Source organism: Trueperella abortisuis (assembly GCF_030811095.1).
GTDB classification, from domain to species: domain Bacteria; phylum Actinomycetota; class Actinomycetes; order Actinomycetales; family Actinomycetaceae; genus Trueperella; species Trueperella abortisuis.
In genome coordinates, this window is record NZ_JAUSQL010000001.1 from 482,029 (window position 1) to 500,666 (window position 18,638).

The following is an 18,638-nucleotide window of genomic DNA, read 5'->3' on the forward strand; positions in this document are numbered from 1 at the left end:
CATTCGCGGGACGATTTGGGCCGTATCTTCGTATATACGAAGATACGGCCCAAATCGTCCCGCGAAGGTATGGCGGGCTGCCGGGCGGCGCTGCCGGGCGGGGTGGCAGTCCGCGCGAGTCGGGACGAAAGACGCCCGTGCGTGTCCTGTGTCACGGTAAAGAATTGCCCCGAGAGATGAAAAGCCGGGGTGATCTCGGCGGGGCGGTGTCTTTTGTCGGTGATTCGTAGGACAATAGGGGGTGGAGGTAGCGCAGTTCCGCTGCGGTACTGAAAACAACCCTAAAGAAGGAGTTCTTGTGGCAAACATTGAAGCCGTACACGCTCGTGAGATTCTTGATTCGCGCGGCAACCCCACCGTTGAGGTTGAGGTCCTGCTGGATGACGGCCACTACGGCCGCGCTGGCGTTCCTTCCGGCGCGTCTACCGGCGCATTCGAGGCGGTTGAGCTTCGTGATGGCGACAAGTCCCGCTACGGCGGCAAGGGCACCTCGAAGGCGGTTGCCAACGTGATCGAGGAGATGGAAGAGGAGCTTATCGGCCTCGACGCCGCCGAGCAGCGCTACATCGACCAGATCCTGCGCGACCTCGACGGCACCCCGAACAAGGGCAAGCTCGGCGCCAATGGCATCCTCGGCGTCTCCCTCGCCGTTGCGAAGGCCTCCGCTGAGTCCGCCGGCCTGTCGCTCTTCTCCTACCTGGGCGGCCCGAACGCCCACGTCCTGCCCGTGCCGATGATGAACATCCTCAACGGTGGCTCGCACGCCGATTCCAACGTTGACATCCAGGAGTTCATGATCGCCCCGATCGGCGCTCCGACCTTCAAGGAGGCCCTGCGCATGGGTGCCGAGGTTTACCACGAGCTCAAGGCGGTGCTCAAGGAGCGCGGCCTGTCCACCGGCCTGGGCGATGAGGGCGGCTTCGCCCCGAACCTGGACAACAACGCCGAGGCCCTCGACCTGATCGTTGAGGCCATCGAGCGCGCCGGCTACAAGCCCGGCGCCGACGTCGCCCTCGCACTCGACGTCGCCTCCTCCGAGTTCTTCAAGGACGGCAAGTACACGTTCGAGGGTGGCGAGAAGGACACCGCCTACATGGTGGACTACTACGAGAAGCTCATCACCGACTACCCGATCGTATCCATCGAGGATCCGCTCTCGGAGGACGAGTGGGAGGATTGGAAGGCCCTCACCGAGCGCATCGGCGACCGCGTCCAGCTCGTCGGCGACGACCTTTTCGTCACCAACCCCGAACGCCTCGCCAAGGGTATCGAGATGGGCGTCGCGAACGCCCTCCTCGTGAAGGTCAACCAGATCGGCACCCTCACCGAGACCCTCGAGGCCGTGGAGATGGCCCACCGCGCCGGCTACAAGTCGATGACCTCGCACCGCTCCGGCGAGACCGAGGACACCACGATCGCCGACCTCGCCGTTGCCACCAACTCCGGCCAGATCAAGACCGGCGCCCCGGCTCGTGGCGAGCGCGTCAACAAGTACAACCAGCTCCTGCGCATCGAGGAGGAGCTCGACGACGCGGCCGTCTACGCGGGCCGTTCCGCCTTCCCGCGTTTCAAGGCATAAGCACATAGCCGCACGTGGGCCCGGGGTTGGGAAACCGACCCCGGGCCCCCTTTTGTTCGCGGGCGCGGCCGACCTCCCGCCGGTATTCGGTCGGCTTCCGGCAGGCTGGCTTCCGACCGGCGAGCTTCCCGTCGGGTTTACCGCCGGCCTTCGGGCGGTGTTCCGCCGGGTTCCGGCCGACCTCCCGTCGGTATTCCGCTGGCTTCCGGCAGGCTGGCTTCCGACCGGCGAGCTTCCCGTCGGGTTTACCGCCGGCCTTCGGGCGGTGTTCCGTCGGGTTCCGGCCGACCTCCCGTCGGTATTCCGCTGGCTTCCGGCAGGCCTCCCGTCGGTTTCCGACCGGCAGGGCCTTGGGCGTCTGCACGGGACGCGTCTGCACGGGACGGCCCACATGAGACGCGTCCGACGGTGGCGCGCCCGGCGGCCTTTCCCGGTTGACGACTCGCGGGCCCTAAACTGAGAGCCATGAGTTCGCGGCGTCCACCATCGCCCGCCCGAGGCCAGGGCGGGCGTCGGCCTACCCGGAATTCTCCGGCGGACCGCCAGCGAAACCGCAAGGATCCGCGGAGCCCGGACACCCCGCACCGTCAGGGTGGGGCCGCGCCGTCGGGGCCGGGAGCCAACAAACCGCAGTCTCCCGGTAAGGACGCGCGGCCAGACGGCAAGAACGCCGCCGGCACCTCGACGCGCATGGTGGGCGCCGCTCACCGTACATCGGGCGCGACCCGCGGCGATACTGCCTCCCGCCGCACGCGGGGTACCCGTGGCCCGGGTGCCACCGGGCAGCGCCCCGACAATGCCCGCCGCTCGGATCGTTTCTCGAAGAAACTTAACGTGCGCTTCTCCTCCGGCGAGCGCACGCGTCAGTTCTCCCTGCGCATGCTGGCGATCGCGGTGTTCGCGTTGGTCGCCGTCATCATCGTGGCCAGCCCGCTCAACCAATACCTGAACCAGCAGCAGGAAAAGCGCGAGCTACTCAGCCAGCTGGCGGAGACCACGGCGCGGGTGGAGGTCCTCGAGCAGGAGCTTGCCCGCTGGCAGGATGACGACTTCGTCCGCTCCCAGGCGCGCGAACGCCTCGGCTACGTCATGCCGGGGGAGACGCTCTACCTTGTCTCCGACCCGGAGAAAGGAACCCCAGAGGAGATCCGGGCCGAACGCACGAAGGAAGTCAACGACCGGCGTCGTCAGGTCACCCCGTTCTACCAGACGCTGTGGGACTCCATTCAGATCGCCGGCGCCTCGGGCGAGTTAGTCAATCCCTCCAACATCCCGCTGATCGGCACAACGCCGGGAGAGGGCGCCTCGCAGGGCGGCGCCACCGCCCCTGCGGACGAATCCGCCCCGGCTGATGAGACATCCACGACGCCGCCCGCCGATGAGGAGGGCCAAGGCTAGCGGGTAGGCTTAGGGCTATGAATGACACGCCACGGGTTGCCCCCGAAACCCTTCACCGGATTGCCGCGAACGCGAGCCCTGTCCGCGATACCGACATCGAGGTGCTGAGCGAGCAGCTCGGCCGCCACCCGCGCGGGTTGGTCGGGATCGGAGCGCGTTGCGCGTGCGGCAACCCCGCCGTGACCATCACCTACCCGCGCCTGCCCGATGGCTCGCCCTTCCCCACGCTCTTCTACCTCTCGCTGCCGGCGCTGGTGAAACGGATCTCGCGGGCCGAGTCCTCGGGGCGGATGGAGACCTTCAACGAGCGCCTCGCCGCCGACGCCGACTATCGCGCCGCCCACGAACGTGCCCACGTCTCCTACATCGAGCGGCGCAACCTGCTGGAGGAGGTTCCCGAGATCGAGCAGCGCTCGGCGGGCGGGATGCCGGACCGGGTCAAGTGCCTGCACGCGCTGGCGGGCTTCGCGCTCGCGGCCGGCCCGGGGGTCTGCCCTGCCGGCGACGACGCTCTTGCCCTTGTCGGGTGGGACCCCGCCGTCTGCCACTGCCAGGATCCGGCGGAGGAAGGGGCGCAGGCATGAGGGTTGCGGGAATTGACTGCGGCACGAACTCGATCCGCCTCCTTATCGCCGACGTCGACGGCGCGCCCGGGTGCCCGGGCCGGGGCGGCCAGCCCTCCGAGCAGGTCCACCTGACCGATGTCGTGCGGCGGATGGAGGTTTCGCGGCTGGGGCAGGGTGTGGATCGAACGGGGCGTTTCGCCCCGGAGGCCCTGGCGCGTACGCTCGCCTTCGTTGACGACTACGCGGGGCAGTGCCGCGACTACGGGGTCCAGTCCATCCGCTTCGCGGCCACGTCCGCCACGCGCGACGCCGCTAACCGCCAGCTCTTCGTCGACGGCGTGCGCGAGCGCCTCGGCATCGACCTGCAGGTGCTGACCGGGCAGGAGGAGGCGCGGGCGTCGTTCTCGGGGGCGACCTCGGCGCTGAAGACGGGCACCGAGCCTTTGCTCACGGTCGACTTGGGTGGTGGATCGACCGAGTTCGTGCTTGGGCGCAACGACGGCAGCGTGCTTGCCGCGGCGTCGATGAACGTGGGTTGCGTGCGCATCTACGAGCGTCATCTGAAGGACTCGGGCGAGGCGGGCATCGAGCCGGCACGCGCCGACGTCCGCGCGGCGCTGGACGCCACGGGCATCGACTTCTCCGCAGCCCGCACGCTCATCGGCCTGGCGGGTACGATCACCACGGTGACGGCGAAGGCCCTCGGTCTCGACGTCTACGATGCTGACCGCATCCACGCGACCCGCCTGCCGCTGGGCGTGATCGACGAGGCGTGCGAGTGGTTCATTCACGCGAGTGTGGCCGAGCGGGCCGCGCTGGGATTCATGCATCCGGGGCGCGTGGACGTGATCGGCGCGGGCGCGCTCGTGTGGCAGGAGATCATCCGCCGCGTCGCCCGCGAGACGGAGGCGACCACCCCGTTGACCGAGGCGGTCACCTCCGAGCATGACATCCTTGACGGGATGGCGCTCTGGGCCGCCCGCGAGCCGAACCCGCCGCGGCTGTGAGGCAAGGGGCGCGGCCGGCGTCGTTCTTGCTGGCGTCGTTGTTGGCCGCGCGCCGACGCCGTGGCCGCGTCCGGGTGCAGTCCTAACGGTCGTAGTGGCCGGGCCCGACCTCGGGCTCGCCGCCGGGGACCTCGCCCCAGGTCTCTTCGATCGTGTCGTCGGTGAGGACCTCGTGGCGCTCGAGGGTGGCGCGGTTCTGGGCCATGTGCTCGTAGTCGTAGACGGGGGCGTGGTGGCGGTGCCAGCGGACGCGGCCGCGCAGGAAGATCGCGCCGATAATGAGCGAGATCAGCGTGCCAAGGAGCACGGCCACGCGGGCGTGCGGGCCGGCCGGGTCGTCGGGCGGGAAGGATAGGGTGGCGATCAGCAGCGAAACGGTGAAGCCGATGCCCGCCACGAAAGCCATCGCGTTGATGTCGCCCATGTAGAGGTTCTTACCCAGCTCGAGTTTGAAGACGTAGATCATGAGGGCCACGCCGCCCGTGATGCCGAGCATCTTGCCCAGCGGCAGGCCGAGGTAGATGCCCAGCGCGGCCGGGTCGGTCAGCATGGCTACGAAGCCACCGGAATCGACCACGTTCACGCCCGCCGCGAAGAACGCGAAGATGGGCAGGATGATGCCGGCGGAGTAGAACTCCAGCTTCTCGGTGAGGACCTCGGTGAGCGGGAGCTTCTCGCTGGCGAGCTGGCGGGCGGGGATCGTCATGCCCAGGAGCACGCCGGCGATCGTGGCGTGGATGCCGGAGGAAAACATGAAGAACCAGGCGACGAGCCCGATCGGCCACAGCAGGTACCAACGGATGATCCGCTTTTGGGCCAGGACGCCAAAGATCGCGACCACCACGATGGAGAGCCCGAGGTAGATGAAGTTGAGATTCTCGGAGAAGAAGATGGCGATGATGAGGATGCCGAGCAGGTCGTCGACCACCGCGAGGGTCATGAGGAAGGTGCGTAGCGCGATGGGTAGGCCCTTGCCGAAGAGGCCCAGCACGCCGAGGGCGAAGGCGATGTCAGTGGCCACGGGGACGGCCCAGCCGTTCCAGTTGGGGGTGGAGGACAGTAGCTGAACCACCACGTAGACGATCATCGGACCGGCCATGCCGAACACCGCGGCGAGGATTGGCACGAGCGCCTTGCGGATGTTGTGAAGCGAGCCGATCACGAACTCCTGCTTGAGCTCCATGCCGACGATGAAGAAGAACAACGCCAGTAGGAAGTCGGCGGAGATGAGCGAGAGGCTCATCTCGTGGCCGTGTAGCTCAAACAGCGAGGTGTTGGCGAGGGAATCGTAGGCGCTACGTGCGCCCTGGACGGGGAAATTCGCCCATATCAAGGCGAGAACCGCCCCGATGATGAGGACGACGCCGGCGATCGTTTCGTTCTTCAGGGCTTGACGGTAACGCGCAATCATATGAGTCCAATCCGTGTGCGCCACTCCTCGTGACGGCTTACGTCCCAGTCTAAGACACGGGCCGCCGCATTTTGGCTGAATCGGACGTGCGGGTAGTGTTACTTGCAAGGCCCCCATAGCCCAACGGCAGAGGCAGTCGACTTAAAATCGATTCAGTGTCGGTTCGAATCCGACTGGGGGCACCGCCAAGGATTTTCCTAGATGTCACGCTTACTGAAGGTCGCCAGACCGACGACGACGCCCGCCACCGTGTAGCCCACGAAGATCGCCAGCGCGGCCCAGGGTGAGGAGACGAGCGCGTCCGTGGGGGCCTGGCCGGTGATGGCCACGTTGCCCAGCGAGCTCGGGATGAGTTGCGAGACTGTCTCCTGGAAGAAGCGCTGGGGGATGAGACGAACGAGGTCGAGCAGGTTGATGAAGCCGATCATGATTGCGATGGCGCCGGCCGTGGACCGGACGAGGTAGCCCATCGCGGCGGAGAGCACGCCGATGGCCGTCGTGAGCACGACGAAGGCGAAGTAGGCCTCGAGGCCATCGCCATTCACGCGAAATCCGTCCATGCGCAGGCTCAAGATCGCGAGGCCGACGCCGAGCAACACCACGCTGAGGACGGCGCTGACGATCGTCACAGCCGCCAGCTTCGCCGCGTAGGAGCGAGGGCGGCGCGGGTCGGATAGCGCGGTAGTGCGCATCGTATTATGGGCGTATTCGCTGGTGGCGGCGACGGCGCCGATGATGATGAAGAAGAAGGTCAGCGAGGACCAGCCAATGACCGCGATGCGCGGGTTGGGCTCTTCCGCAGCCGAGGTGGCGACGAGCCACATGATGAGCCCGTAGAGCGCGACGCCGATGAGGGCAGTGACCTGAACTGTCCGGGTGTTGAGCTTGGTCAGTTCCGAACGCAGGGAGCGGGTGAACGTGGGACGGTAGGCGTTCTCGGCGAAGCGGCTGGTAAACGTGGTCATCTTAGGACTCCCGGGTGTTTCGTGTGGGCGGGACGGGCGTGGCCGCAGGGGCCATCGGGGCCGGGCCGGGCGCTGGCACCGAACCGGGCGCGGAGGCGGGCGCGGAGGTGAACTCGGCCTGGTCGGAGGTGAGCTCCATGAAGACGTCCTCGAGGGTGGAGTGAATCTCGGTCAGCTCGTGGATCTCTACCCCGCGCTCGAAGAGCAGGTGGCCGACCTGTTCGCGCTCGAGGCCCGGCAGCTCAAAGGCGCCGTGCGGGTTGGCGTGGCCGGGGGCGACGTCGTGAACCTCCCACCCCGCCTGGCTGAGCGTGCGGCGCATGGTGGCCATGTCTGGACCCGAGACCCGCACGCGCATGCCGTGGTTGGATTCGGTGAACTTCGAGATCGGGCCGGAGTCGATGAGGTGGCCGCGGCCGATAATGACGAGGTCGTCGGCGGTCAGAGCCATCTCGCTCATGAGGTGGGAGGAGACGAGGACACTACGGCCCTCCGCGGCGAGCGCCCGCATCGTGGAGCGGACCCAGCGCACGCCGTCGGGGTCGAGGCCGTTGACCGGTTCGTCGAGGATGAGGACGGCCGGGTCCCCGAGCAACGCGGTGGCGATGCCGAGGCGCTGGCCCATGCCGAGGGAAAAGCCCTTAATTTTCTTGCCCGCCACAGATTCGAGGCCGGTAAAGCCGATGACCTCGTCGACGCGCTCCTGGGGGAATCCGTGCGTCTTCGCCACGACCCGCAGGTGCTGCCTGGCCGTTCGTCCGGGGTGAAACGCTTTCCCATCTAGGAGCGCGCCGACGGCGGTGAGCGGGGAGGCGAGGTTGCGATACTCGGTTCCCCCGATCAGCACCCGGCCCGATGTGGGGCGGTCAAGGCCAACAATGCAACGCATCGTGGTGGACTATCCCGAGCCGTTCGGCCCGAGGAATCCTGTCACGGCGCCGGGGCGCACGGAGAACGACAGGTTGTCAATAGCCCGTTTCTTGCCGTAGTCCTTCGTCAGGTTCTCGACGGTGATCATCGTGTCCTCCTCGTGGTCACGCATGTGGTGCTGGCCGGTATCAGCGTACGGGGTCAGTATCCGCGATTGCGTCCTACCACGGACGTATTCTCCACAGCGTCCGACGACGCGCGTTGTGTACAGCGTCCGGCGACGCGCGGCTCGGCGTCGGGTTGAGCCGCCTGGCATCTGCGGCCGGTGGGAGCGTTTCTCTTTGGGGAAAAAAGACCGTGGGTGGATTGCCCTTAGTTACCGTGTGGTTAGTATTAGGAGTGGACGGCCCGATTCGTGGCCCTACTTCAAGGAGACTCCCGTGAGCAACCCGATTACGACACGTAATCCTTACTTCTCGACTCAGCAGGCGCGGCCGAACCAGTTCGACCAGACTCAGTTTGGCGACCAGTACGGCTACGGTCAAACCGAGTACGGCGATCAGTATGCGGCCTATGCCCAACCGGGCGCCGACGTCGCCGGCCCGGGCGCTTTCGCCACCGAGCGAATGACGTACAAGGATGCCCTCAACAAGGTGGGCCTCCTCCTCGGCATCGCCCTCGTCTCCGGCGTGGCGACGGCCATCCTTTTGCCGCCGGATGCGTGGATGCCGGCCGCTATGGTCTCGGTGCTGGGCGCGTTCGTCGTCGGCATGGTCCTGGCGTTCCAGAGGATGGTCAAGCCTGGCCTGGCGATCGCGTATGCGGTGCTGGAGGGCGTGGCGCTCGGCGCGATGACGGCCGCCCTCGATCTCTTTATTCCGGGTATCGCGGTCCAGACGATCCTGGCCACGGCGATCATTGTGGGCGTGACGCTGGCGCTGCACTACTCGGGCACGGTCCGCACTACGCCGAAGGGGCGCAAGATCGTCATCACGGTGGCGCTTGGCTACCTCATCTTCTCACTGGTTAACCTGGTGCTTATGTGGACGGGCGTGCTCGACCAGGCGTGGGGCGCGCGCGGGTACGAGGTCGCGGGTATCCCGCTGGGCGTGCTTTTGGGTGCGGGCATGATCCTCATCGCCTCCTACATGCTGATCGGCGACTTCGAGGACATCAATACCGCGATCGTCAACGGTGCTCCGCGTGAGTTCTCGTGGACGGTCGGCATCGCGATCGTCATGACGATCCTGTGGATCTACGTCGAGGTGCTTCGCATCATCGCGATTCTCTCGGACCGCTAAGGCGCGGAAGGAGGGGCCAGTTCGCGTGGACTGGCCCCTTTTTTTGTGCCTGAGTCCCCTTGTGCGTGGCGCCTGAGAACCGCTGTTCTTTCCGCGGGAGGCCGGGCTTGCGCACGCCTTGCTGCTCGCCGCGTCGGGTGTTCCTGATGGGCTTGACAAGCACATCGCTTCGTGGGTTAATTAGTTATGCAATTAACCCAAGCGGCGGTGCCGCTCACCTGGAAAGGAGGGCCCGTGGACGACCTCGAGTTTGATTCGAAGACGCCGATCTACCAGCAGATCGCCGAGGATATCCGGCGCCGGATCATTCGCGGCGAGCTACAAGCGGGCGATCAGCTTATGTCCACCACGCAATACGCCACCACCTACCGGATCAACCCGGCCACGGCGAACAAGGCGTTCAACGAACTCACGGCGGAGGGCATCATCTTCAAGCAGCGGGGCATCGGCATGTTCGTCACCGACGACGCCGCCTCCATCCTCCGCTCCGGCGGCCGGCAGGCCTACGCGGCCGACCGCCTCGGCCCGGTGCTCGCCGAGGGTCTCGCCCTCGGCTTCACGGCGCAGGACATCCGCGCATTCGTCAACGACTTCTTGGAGGAGAGATGACAACCATTGCACCTTACGAGGTCTCGCTCAAGGACGTCGGCTACCGCTACTTCCGCCACCAGGCTGTCCGCGGCGTGTCGGCGACAATCGAACGGGGCAAGATCACCGGTCTGCTCGGCCGTAACGGCTCGGGCAAGACCACGCTGGAGATGCTGATCGCCGGGCAGATGAGGGCCACCGGCGAGGTGACGGTGGCCGGCGAGCCCGTCTGGGAAAACCCGCGAGTGATGCCCAACATCGCCTTCGTCTCCGAGTCGCCGGCCGTGCTCCAAGATCAGCGGCTCACCCGAACGATCGACCTGTGGGAGCGCGTGCGGCCCACCTTCGACCGGGAGGTCGTCTACTCCCTGCTCGACGCGTGGGAGATCCCGGTGAGGAAAGGCCCCGGCGGGCTCTCGCGTGGGCAGAAGTCGGCATTCTTCGCGGCACTCGGCATCGGCTCGCGCGCGCCTTTGACGATCTTTGACGAGATTCACCTCGGCATGGACGCGGTGCTCCGGCGCGACTTCTACGACGTGCTGCTCAAGGACTTCATCGATCACCCTCGCACGATCATCATCTCCAACCACAACGTTGACGAGATCGAGGACCTGTTGGAGAACGTCCTCATCATGGAGGAGGGCCAGCTGGTGGCGGCCGGAAGCGCCGACGACGTCCGCGCGGCTTACTCCACCGACCGCGTCGCCTCGCTCACCGACGTGCTCGCGGCCATCAATCACCGACGCACGGGCGCGCAGGCTCTGACGGAGCTGAACGCCGGAAAGGAACAGGGGAAAGAATCATGACGTGGATGCTCGAGCTACTAGTGGCCTTAGCCCTTGCCATTGTGCTGATAGCAGGGCTGGTATATGTGGGATACCGGCGAAATTCGCCGCGCGTTGCGGGCCGGCCGGTCAGGGGCATGAAGATGGAATTCCAAGCTCTCTACGCTTCGACGCTGGCGCTGTTTGCCACCTTCGTGGTCTCGGTTGCGCTGGCCTATCTGACCCCGGAGTCCGTCGACGTCAGGCTCTTCGTTTCCACTGATCTGTTCGGGGTGATCCATCCCCGAGGGCTGGAGATGACAGCGTGGAATTCGGCAGCGGGCGTGATCTTGGTGAGCATGAGTCTGATGCTCGCGTTCGGTTGCATCGGCGCGGCGCTGAGCCGCACGATGCTCGGCGCGGGAATGACCCGGCGGCAGATCTTCGCCAAGCTGAGTACGCTGGGTCTGGTCTTCACGCTGACGTACACGGCGCTCGGAGCGCTCGTGTGGTGGCTGGCGTCGTTGATCGAGCGGCCGGAGCTGACCGGCGTGAGCCCCGCAACCCTGGCGGTGATCCCAGCCGTGCTGCTACTGGTCTACGCGGGCGGACTCTTCGGGGCCGCGCTGTTCGTGCGCTTCGCATGGTGGGTCGTGATCGTCGGGTCAGTAGTGGCCTACACGTTGGCGGCGTTCATCACCTACTTCCTTCAGATGATCCCGGCCCTGGAATCCTTGCCCGCGGTCAACCTCGGTCCGAGTGGCGCCGCGCCGATGGTGCTCGCCGTCGCCCTCGCGCTGTGGGGCCTGACCTGGCTACTTCTACGAACTCTGCCGATGCGCCGGGGATAGTGCACGACAGTTGAAGCAGGCCACATAAAAGTTGGTGGGCCGGCCCCTCGAGGGGCCGGCCCACCAACTCACGCGGCGCCTAGATCACGCCGTCGAGCAACATGGTGTGATCGCCGAAGCGGTGATTCGTGGCGGCCACGGCCTGCTCGAGGAAGAACGGGCGCAAATCTACCCGGCCGTTGCCCGTGGCCGGCTCGGAGTAGATGGCCACGTCCACCGAGCCGCCCACCGCCTCGGCCACGGCGCGCGGATCCTCGCCGAAGTAGCGCACCTTGTGCGTCTCGGACTTGGGCAGGTCGGACAGCCACTGGGCCGTCGAGGCCACGCAGACAGTCGCGCCGGCGGCGCGGAACGCCTGGGCAACGGTGTCGCGCAGGTCGTCGGCCACGCTCAGCTCCACCGCCGTCTTACCCGTCAGCGCGCCGGCCACCATCGGGGCAACCTTCCACCACTGCTCCGGGTCCTCCAGCCGTACCATGACCGACGTGGGCCGGTAGCGGAAGACGTTCTTCTCTACGCCCAACGCCGAAACGTCACGCTCGGCCAAGTAGTGCTCCTTGAGCGCCGCCTCCACGCTCCGCAACGCGGCCCGGTACTGGCCCACATGCTCGGCGGGCACCTTCGCGGCGAGCGTGTCGAACTCGCTCAACGTGGGGTAGGACAGCGCGGCAAACTGCTCCGGCACAGCCACCTCGACCGGTTCCACGTGCGACAGGCCAATGAGGTGGTTCGGCCCACCCGCCTTCGAACCGGTGCCCACCTGCGAACGCTTCCAGCCGCCGAACGGCTGACGGCGCACGATCGCGCCCGTCGTGCCACGGTTGACGTAGACGTTGCCGGCCTCCACCTTCGACAGCCACAGCCTGATCTCCTCCGGGTCGAGCGAATGCAGGCCGGCAGTCAGGCCGAATTCCACCGCGTTCTGCAGCCGGATCGCCTCCTCCAAGGTCTGCGCGTGCATGATGGAGAGCACCGGACCGAAGTACTCGGTCATGTGCGCATCCTGGCCGGGGGTGACGCCGTCGCGAATACCGGGCGACCACAGGCGACCTGAATCGTCCAGCTGACGCGGCTTGAGCAGCCACCTCTGACCCGGCTCGAGCTCTGTCAGGCCACGCTTGAGCTTGCCGGCCGCCGGCTCGATGATCGGGCCCATCTCGGCGGACGGGTTCGTCGGGTAATCCACGACGAGCGACTCGGCCGCGTCGACCACCTGGTTGATGAAACGCTCCGAGGAGCCCATCGCGCCCACGAGGATCGCGATCGACGCCGCCGAGCACTTCTGGCCCGCATGCCCGAAGGCGGACTGGACGACGTCCTTCGCGGCGAGGTCGATATCGGCCTGCGGGGTGACGATGATGGCGTTCTTGCCCGAAGTCTCGGCGAAAACCGCCAGGTCCGGCTCCCAGGAGCGGAACAGCTTCGCGGTATCGATCGAGCCTGTCAGGATCACCTGATCCGAACCCGTAACGAGCGCCTGACCCACCTCGGCCATCTCGTCCGGGTGAACGTCAACGAGGCGGAGGGCCGACTTCGGCACGCCGGCATCCCACAAGGCCTGCGCGATGACGGCGCCGCAGCGGCGTGCCTGCTCGGCGGGTTTGAAGATGACGACGGAGCCGGTGGCCAGCGGGGCCAACGCGGAACCAGCCGGGATCGCCAGCGGGAAGTTCCACGGCGGGATCGCCGCGGTGACGGGCGCGGGGGAGAAACGCACGCCCTCCATCCGGTCCAGCTCCTCGGCCAGGTCGGCATAGTAGTTGGCGAAGTCGATCGCCTCGGAGACCTCCACGTCGGCCTCAGCGACGATCTTGCCGCATTCAGAGCCGGCAACCTCGATGAGGTCCGCGCGGCGCTCGCCCAGCACCTGGGCGGCCCGGCGCAGGATCTTGGCGCGCTCGGCGCCCGTGGTCGCGGCCCACTCCGGCGCCGCCTGGCGCGCCTCAGCCACGATCTTCTCCACCTCCTCGACGGTCCGCACCCGGGCGTCGTCGGCGCCCTTCACACCCAGCTCCGATGCACCCATCTTGGCGAAGATCTGGTTAGCCCACTCGATGTTCGCCGGCAGCGACGGATCCGAATCGGGAGTGTTACGGAAGGACATGAGCAGCTCGACGTCGTCGGTGAGCCGGTTCTGGTGGCGGTTCGGCCCAAAGGTGAGGGTAGGAACCTCGTTGACCGGGCTCATCGCCGCCTCGAGGTCCGCCTCCGGGAACGCGGCCACGACGCCGGTGGCAAAACGGTTGCGCTCGCGAGTGAAGACCGAATCGTTGTCCGCGATCTCGAAGACGCCGGACATGAAGTTCTCATGCGCCGCGGACTCCTCCAGTCGGCGCACGAGGTAGGAGATGGCGACGTCGTAATTCTCCGGATTGACCACGGGCACGTAGTACAGGATCCGGCCCACGTCCTCACGGACGGCGAGCGCCTGGTTGGTGGCCATGCCCTTGAGCATCTCCACCTCCAGGCCCTCCTTGATGCCGCGCGCCTTGGCCAGGTTGAGGCCGAAGGCGAGGGTGAAGAGGTTCTGGCCGGCGACGCCGAGGTTGACGTTCTTGATGTGCTCGGGGCGGATCGCGTACTCCAGGACGCGCATGTAGTTCGCGTCCGTGGCAGCCTTCGACGGCTGAACGGTGAGCGGCCATCCGTGCATGAGCGCGTCCACCTGCTCCATCGGCAGATTTGCGCCCTTGACCAGGCGTACCTTGATCGGGGCGCCGCCGTCCGCCACGCGCCGAGCGGCCCACGCTTGCAGGCGCTCCATCGCCGGAAGGGAATCCGGCAGGTAGGCCTGCAACACGATGCCGGCACGCAGGTTCTTAAACTCGTCACGATCGAGAACGCCGGTGAAGACGTCGATCGTCAGATGGAGATCGTGGTACTCCTCCATGTCGAGGTTGACGAACTTGCCGCCCTTGTTCGCCGTGCGGTACAGCGGCAACAGCGCCTCGACCGCCTGGTCGACCGCCTGCTGGTATCCCCAGGGGTTGTGGACGCCGAGCACCGAGGAGACCTTGATCGACACGTAGTCCACGAAGTCGTACTCGAGCAGCTCCTTGACGGCGGCCAAGCGGTGAGCGGCCTCCTTCTTGCCGAGCACCGCCTCGCCGAGCAGGTTGAGGTTCAGGCGCGAACCGTCCGAGCGAAGCTTCTTCACCGCCGGGCCGAGCTTCTTCGGCGTCGTGTCCAGCACGAGGTTGCCCACGAGCATGCGGAACACTCGGAAGGCCGCCTCGGTGATGAACGTGGGGGATGCGGGAGCGAGTGCGCCACCGACCTTTGCGGGTAGCGACAGGTAGGAGGGAAGGAAGCTCGCGGGCTTCTTCACAAGCTTGTTGAGGTTGCGTGCGCGGGTCTTCGGGTCCTCGGGGCGGATCACACCGTCAACGAATTGGACCGTGAAGTCGAGCCCGCCCTCACCTTTGAGGACTTGAGACAACAACTTGCCAGCGCGATCCTCGGGGAAGGATGCTGAGCGCTTGGCCCATGTCTTAGCCTGGTCAATGGCTGCGTGCGCCACCTTGGAAAAATCGACGTCATTCTTGACTTCTGCCACTGTATCTCCATCTTTGCAGTCGTGTGGCCGACGAGGGCCAAGTGCCCTCATTGTAGAACGGCGAGTGACGTCGAGCCACTGAAAAAGTGGTCATTTATCGAAATTCTCTTTACATCGAGTTATTTTCGGGTATTCTCGCTTTCAATCGCCCGTGTTGCATGGCGCACATGACCACTGGCTCACCAACAACAAATAGGGAGAATATCGATGAGCGATACAGCATGGCAGATCTTCACCATGGTCTTGTACTTCCTCCTCATGATCGCGATTGGCTTGTGGGCCTACCGCAAGACGTCCGACGTCGATGACTACATGCTCGGCGGACGCCAACTCAATCCAGCGGTTGCGGCGCTGTCCGCCGGCGCATCCGACATGTCCGGCTGGCTCCTCATGGGCTTGCCCGGCGCGCTCTACCTTTCCGGCGTATTCGAGTTCTGGATCGCGATCGGCCTGACGATCGGCGCGTGGCTGAACTGGAAGTTCGTCGCGCCCCGCCTGCGCTCCTACACCGAGGTGTCGAACAACTCGATCACGGTTCCGTCCTTCCTCGACTCACGCCTGCGCGACTCTACCCACAGCTTGCGCATCGTCTCCGGCTTCATCATCCTGTTCTACTTCACCTTCTACGTCTCCTCCGGCCTGGTGGCCGGCGGCACGTTCTTCGAGGGCGCCTTCGGTGTGGACTACAAGATGGGCATGCTCCTCATCGCCGCGATCACCGTGTTCTACACGCTGGTGGGCGGCTTCCTCGCCGTGTCTTACACCGACGCCGTGCAGGGCACCATCATGCTCCTCGCGCTCGTGCTCGTCCCCGCCGTCGGCATCTTCTACGTGGGCGGCTTCGGTGCCATGCTCGACGCGACGCGCTCCGTCGACCCCGAGCTCCTCAACCCGATGAAGAACGTCACCGTCATCGGCCTGATCTCGGCTATCGCCTGGGGCTTGGGCTACGTCGGCCAGCCCCACATCATCGTCCGCTTCATGGCTCTGCGCAATCCGAAGGAGGCCTCCTCCGCCCGCCGCATCGGCATCGGCTGGATGCTGCTGGCCGTCTTCGGGGCGCTGTTCACCGCACTCGTGGGCGTGGCCGTCTACAAGCACGACACGTCGATGCTCGCCAACCCCGAGCAGGTCTTCATCGCGCTGGGCCAGCTGCTCTTCCACCCCTTCATCGCCGGCTTCATGCTCGCCGCGATCCTCGCGGCCATCATGTCCACGATCTCCTCCCAGCTGCTCGTCAGCTCCTCCGCCCTCATCGAGGACGTCTACATGACGTTCACCAACCACAAGCTCTCGGCGAAGAAGGGCGTGATGCTCTCGCGAATCGCGGTGGCCGGCATCGCCGTCCTCGCCGCGGGACTCGCCCTGCACCCGAACGACACGATCCTCGGGCTCGTGGCCTTCGCCTGGGCCGGCTTCGGCGCCTCCTTCGGCCCCACCATCGTCCTCAGCCTCTACTGGCGCAAGCTCACCGGCTTCGGCGCGCTGGCCGGCATGATCATGGGTGCCGTGACCGTGGCGGTGTGGGGTAACCTCGACGGCGGCATCCTCGACCTGTACGAGATCGTGCCCGGATTCATCGTCAACCTCGTGGTCACCTACATCATGTCCTCGCTGACCTACCGGCCCAACGCCATCGTAGAAAAGGAATTCGACACCGCCGTGGCGCTGACGAAGGACTGGTCGCGCCACGACGCGCTCACGGCCGAGGTGCGCCAGGTGGTGGCGGATAACCCCGACGGCTACAAGCCGCGGTCGGCCACCCTCGTCGCCGACGACGGCAGCGAGGTCGAGCTGCCCAAGTAGGAGCAGGCTCCGGCGGCCATCGTGGGCGCGACGAGCGCGTTGCGCGAGGCACTGTAAAAGCACCGGACGAGTTTGGGGCGGTCTTCACATATGAGAAGACCGCCCCAAACTCGTCCAGGAAACTTTAGACCCGGCGCCGATCAGTTGTCGTGGAGCGTGTTGAAATTGAAGGCCGAATCCTGGATTCCCTTGATATCCACCACGAACACCAGGATGTCGTCGCCCTTAATGCCGGCGCGCGGGTTGCCCTGCGGGCCGTAGCCCTTAAACGGGGGCACGCAGATGAGCAGGCGCGAACCGACCTGCTTGCCGACGATCGCCTCATCCCAGCCCTCGATCACCATGCCCACACCGATCGGGAAGACGGCCTCGCCGTCGCGATAGTAGGAGGAATCGAAGATCGGGCCGTCCCAGATCTGGCCGTGGTAGTCGACCTCGATCTCGTCCCCGGCGTGCACGACCCGGCCGGTGCCCTCCTCCAAGACCTTGACGCGGAGCCCCTTCGGCGCCTCGGCGCCCTCGGGGAACGTGAGTTCGGGGGTCTGGCCAAAGGAACCCGACACTTCAGGGTAGATGATGCCCATGACAGCCTTTCAACGGTGAATACAACCGTGCCCAGTCTACCGTGTGTCCACGCCAAACATGCCCGCTAAGGTGGTGCCGGGTCCAAGCGCACCCGGCGAGCGGGCGTCGTCAGCTAAGATCCGCGAGCGGACCTGCGCCCGGCATCGGGCATGCCATGCCCGTCTTGGCATGGCAACGGTAGCCGTGGGGCACCTTGATGAGGTACTGCTGGTGATCTTCTTCGGCCGGGAAGAACCCGGTGGTCTGGCTGACGTCAACGATCTGCGTGACGATGGGGCCTTGGCCGGCGGCGCGCAGCACGTCGTCGTAGGCGTCACGAGACTCGGTTGCGAGGCGCGACTGCTCGGGCGTCGTGGTGAAGATAGCCGAGCGGTACTGGGTGCCGACGTCGTTGCCCTGCGCGTTGAGGGAGGTCGGGTCGTGACACTCCCAGAACGTCTTGAGGATGAGGGGCAACGGATCGGTGCCCGAATAGACCACGCGGACGGTCTCGGTGTGGCCGGTCATCCCGGTGCAGACCTCGCCGTAGGTGGGGTTGGGGGTGAAACCGCCCATGAAGCCCACCGCCGTGGTCACCACCCCGGGCAGGTCCCACATGATCTCCTCCACGCCCCAGTAGCAGCCGGCGGCGAGAAAGATCTCCGCCTGGCCCTCCCCAACGGGTGCGAGGATATCCGTGCCAAGCTTGAGGTGCGGTGCCGGATGAATGAGGATCGGCTCGCCGCGCCCGGGCAACGCATCCTCCGCCACGACCATGGATGGTGCGGTGCGGCGAATAAACACTAGTGGGCCTCGATCGAGAGGATGTTGACGGTGAACTCTTTACCGTTCGGCGCGATGTAGGAGGTGGACTCGCCCACCTTCAGGCCCATGATCGCCTCGCCCAGCGGCGCCGACTCGGGGTAGACATCCACGTCCACCCAATCCTGAGCCTGCCGGGCGCCCAGCAGGAAGCGCTTCTCCTTGCCGTTCACCGTGGCCGTGATGATGAGCCCGGGCGCCACCGTATCGGTGGCCTGCTCGCCTTCGCCAACCTGGGCGTGCTCGAGGAGGTAGGTCAGCTCCTGGATGCGGCCCTCCATCTTGGACTGCTCCTCGCGGGCGGCGTGATAACCGCCGTTCTCCCTGAGGTCGCCCTCCGAGCGGGCAGCCTCGATACGCTGGGCGATCTCGGCGCGGCCGGTCGTCTTCATTTCCTCCAGCTCGGCGGAGAGGCGGTCGAACGACTCCTTCGACAGCCACGTGGTCTCAGCCATGAGGTTCCTCCTTACGGTGCGAGCGCCCACAGGCGCAGACGCGACATATAAAAACATGCCCACCATGTCGGGCACGTATCTGGCGAGAATAACACCAAGAACACACCCGCTTCAAGGGATTTCGAGGGTGTTTAC

Annotated in this window: 16 protein-coding genes and 1 tRNA gene; 10 read left to right on the plus strand and 7 right to left on the minus strand. The window is 65.9% G+C overall.

What is annotated here, in order from left to right; all coding sequences use genetic code 11:
• Positions 1–298 precede the first annotated feature (298 nt).
• From eno to J2S45_RS02005, 4 genes are all read left to right on the plus strand, one after another.
• Positions 299–1,579, plus strand: coding sequence for a phosphopyruvate hydratase (gene eno, locus J2S45_RS01990; protein WP_296932418.1), 1,281 nt, complete (start codon positions 299–301; stop codon positions 1,577–1,579).
• A gap of 465 nt (positions 1,580–2,044) precedes the next feature.
• Positions 2,045–2,977: an FtsB family cell division protein gene (locus J2S45_RS01995; protein WP_307634377.1), complete on the plus strand. Its 933-nt coding sequence runs from the start codon at positions 2,045–2,047 to the stop codon at positions 2,975–2,977.
• A gap of 17 nt (positions 2,978–2,994) precedes the next feature.
• Positions 2,995–3,561, plus strand: a complete 567-nt coding sequence (locus tag J2S45_RS02000; protein WP_307634378.1) for a DUF501 domain-containing protein — start codon at positions 2,995–2,997, stop codon at positions 3,559–3,561.
• The gene (locus tag J2S45_RS02005) at positions 3,558–4,550 is read left to right on the plus strand and encodes a Ppx/GppA phosphatase family protein (protein ID WP_296932410.1); all 993 of its coding nucleotides are present in this window, start codon (positions 3,558–3,560) and stop codon (positions 4,548–4,550) included. The genes J2S45_RS02000 and J2S45_RS02005 overlap by 4 nt, the downstream gene beginning before the upstream one ends.
• A gap of 82 nt (positions 4,551–4,632) precedes the next feature.
• Here J2S45_RS02005 and nhaA read toward each other — a convergent pair whose 3' ends face one another.
• Positions 4,633–5,961 carry a Na+/H+ antiporter NhaA gene (gene nhaA, locus J2S45_RS02010; protein ID WP_307634379.1) on the minus strand — a complete coding sequence of 443 codons (1,329 nt, stop codon included), beginning with the start codon at positions 5,959–5,961 and terminating at the stop codon, positions 4,633–4,635.
• Positions 5,962–6,070: 109 nt separating this feature from the next.
• On the opposite strand from nhaA, the gene J2S45_RS02015 reads away from it, so the two are divergent.
• Positions 6,071–6,143: transfer RNA gene (locus tag J2S45_RS02015), tRNA-Leu, on the plus strand.
• Between the two features lie 15 nt (positions 6,144–6,158).
• On the opposite strand, the gene J2S45_RS02020 is transcribed toward J2S45_RS02015, so the two are convergent.
• Entirely contained in the window at positions 6,159–6,926 is a 768-nt protein-coding gene (locus J2S45_RS02020; protein WP_307634380.1) for a hypothetical protein, read from the minus strand.
• A gap of 1 nt (position 6,927) precedes the next feature.
• Positions 6,928–7,815 (minus strand): ATP-binding cassette domain-containing protein, encoded by an 888-nt coding sequence (locus J2S45_RS02025; protein WP_307634381.1) that lies wholly within the window; start codon positions 7,813–7,815, stop codon positions 6,928–6,930.
• Between the two features lie 421 nt (positions 7,816–8,236).
• Between J2S45_RS02025 and J2S45_RS02030 the strand changes: the two genes are divergently transcribed.
• From J2S45_RS02030 to J2S45_RS02045, 4 genes are all read left to right on the plus strand, one after another.
• Positions 8,237–9,097 (plus strand): Bax inhibitor-1/YccA family protein, encoded by an 861-nt coding sequence (locus J2S45_RS02030; protein WP_307634382.1) that lies wholly within the window; start codon positions 8,237–8,239, stop codon positions 9,095–9,097.
• Positions 9,098–9,331: 234 nt separating this feature from the next.
• A complete protein-coding gene (locus J2S45_RS02035) occupies positions 9,332–9,706 on the plus strand; it encodes a GntR family transcriptional regulator (protein WP_307634383.1) in 375 nt (124 codons plus the stop codon).
• Entirely contained in the window at positions 9,703–10,491 is a 789-nt protein-coding gene (locus J2S45_RS02040) for an ATP-binding cassette domain-containing protein (protein WP_307634384.1), read from the plus strand. The genes J2S45_RS02035 and J2S45_RS02040 overlap by 4 nt, the downstream gene beginning before the upstream one ends.
• 122 nt (positions 10,492–10,613) lie before the next feature.
• Entirely contained in the window at positions 10,614–11,300 is a 687-nt protein-coding gene (locus J2S45_RS02045) for a hypothetical protein (protein WP_307634385.1), read from the plus strand.
• 79 nt (positions 11,301–11,379) lie between these two features.
• Here J2S45_RS02045 and J2S45_RS02050 read toward each other — a convergent pair whose 3' ends face one another.
• Positions 11,380–14,856: a proline dehydrogenase family protein gene (locus tag J2S45_RS02050; RefSeq protein WP_307634386.1), complete on the minus strand. Its 3,477-nt coding sequence runs from the start codon at positions 14,854–14,856 to the stop codon at positions 11,380–11,382.
• 207 nt (positions 14,857–15,063) lie between these two features.
• Between J2S45_RS02050 and putP the strand changes: the two genes are divergently transcribed.
• Complete coding sequence (putP, locus tag J2S45_RS02055) at positions 15,064–16,662, plus strand: sodium/proline symporter PutP (protein WP_307634387.1); 1,599 nt, start codon at positions 15,064–15,066, stop codon at positions 16,660–16,662.
• A gap of 140 nt (positions 16,663–16,802) precedes the next feature.
• On the opposite strand, the gene J2S45_RS02060 is transcribed toward putP, so the two are convergent.
• The 3 genes from J2S45_RS02060 to greA form a co-directional block, all read right to left on the minus strand.
• Positions 16,803–17,246, minus strand: a complete 444-nt coding sequence (locus J2S45_RS02060) for an FKBP-type peptidyl-prolyl cis-trans isomerase (protein WP_307634388.1) — start codon at positions 17,244–17,246, stop codon at positions 16,803–16,805.
• 109 nt (positions 17,247–17,355) lie between these two features.
• A complete protein-coding gene (gene msrA / locus J2S45_RS02065) occupies positions 17,356–18,003 on the minus strand; it encodes a peptide-methionine (S)-S-oxide reductase MsrA (RefSeq protein WP_407702497.1) in 648 nt (215 codons plus the stop codon).
• 26 nt (positions 18,004–18,029) lie between these two features.
• The gene (gene greA, locus J2S45_RS02070; protein ID WP_270975052.1) at positions 18,030–18,503 is read right to left on the minus strand and encodes a transcription elongation factor GreA; all 474 of its coding nucleotides are present in this window, start codon (positions 18,501–18,503) and stop codon (positions 18,030–18,032) included.
• Between the last annotated feature and the right edge of the window lie 135 nt (positions 18,504–18,638).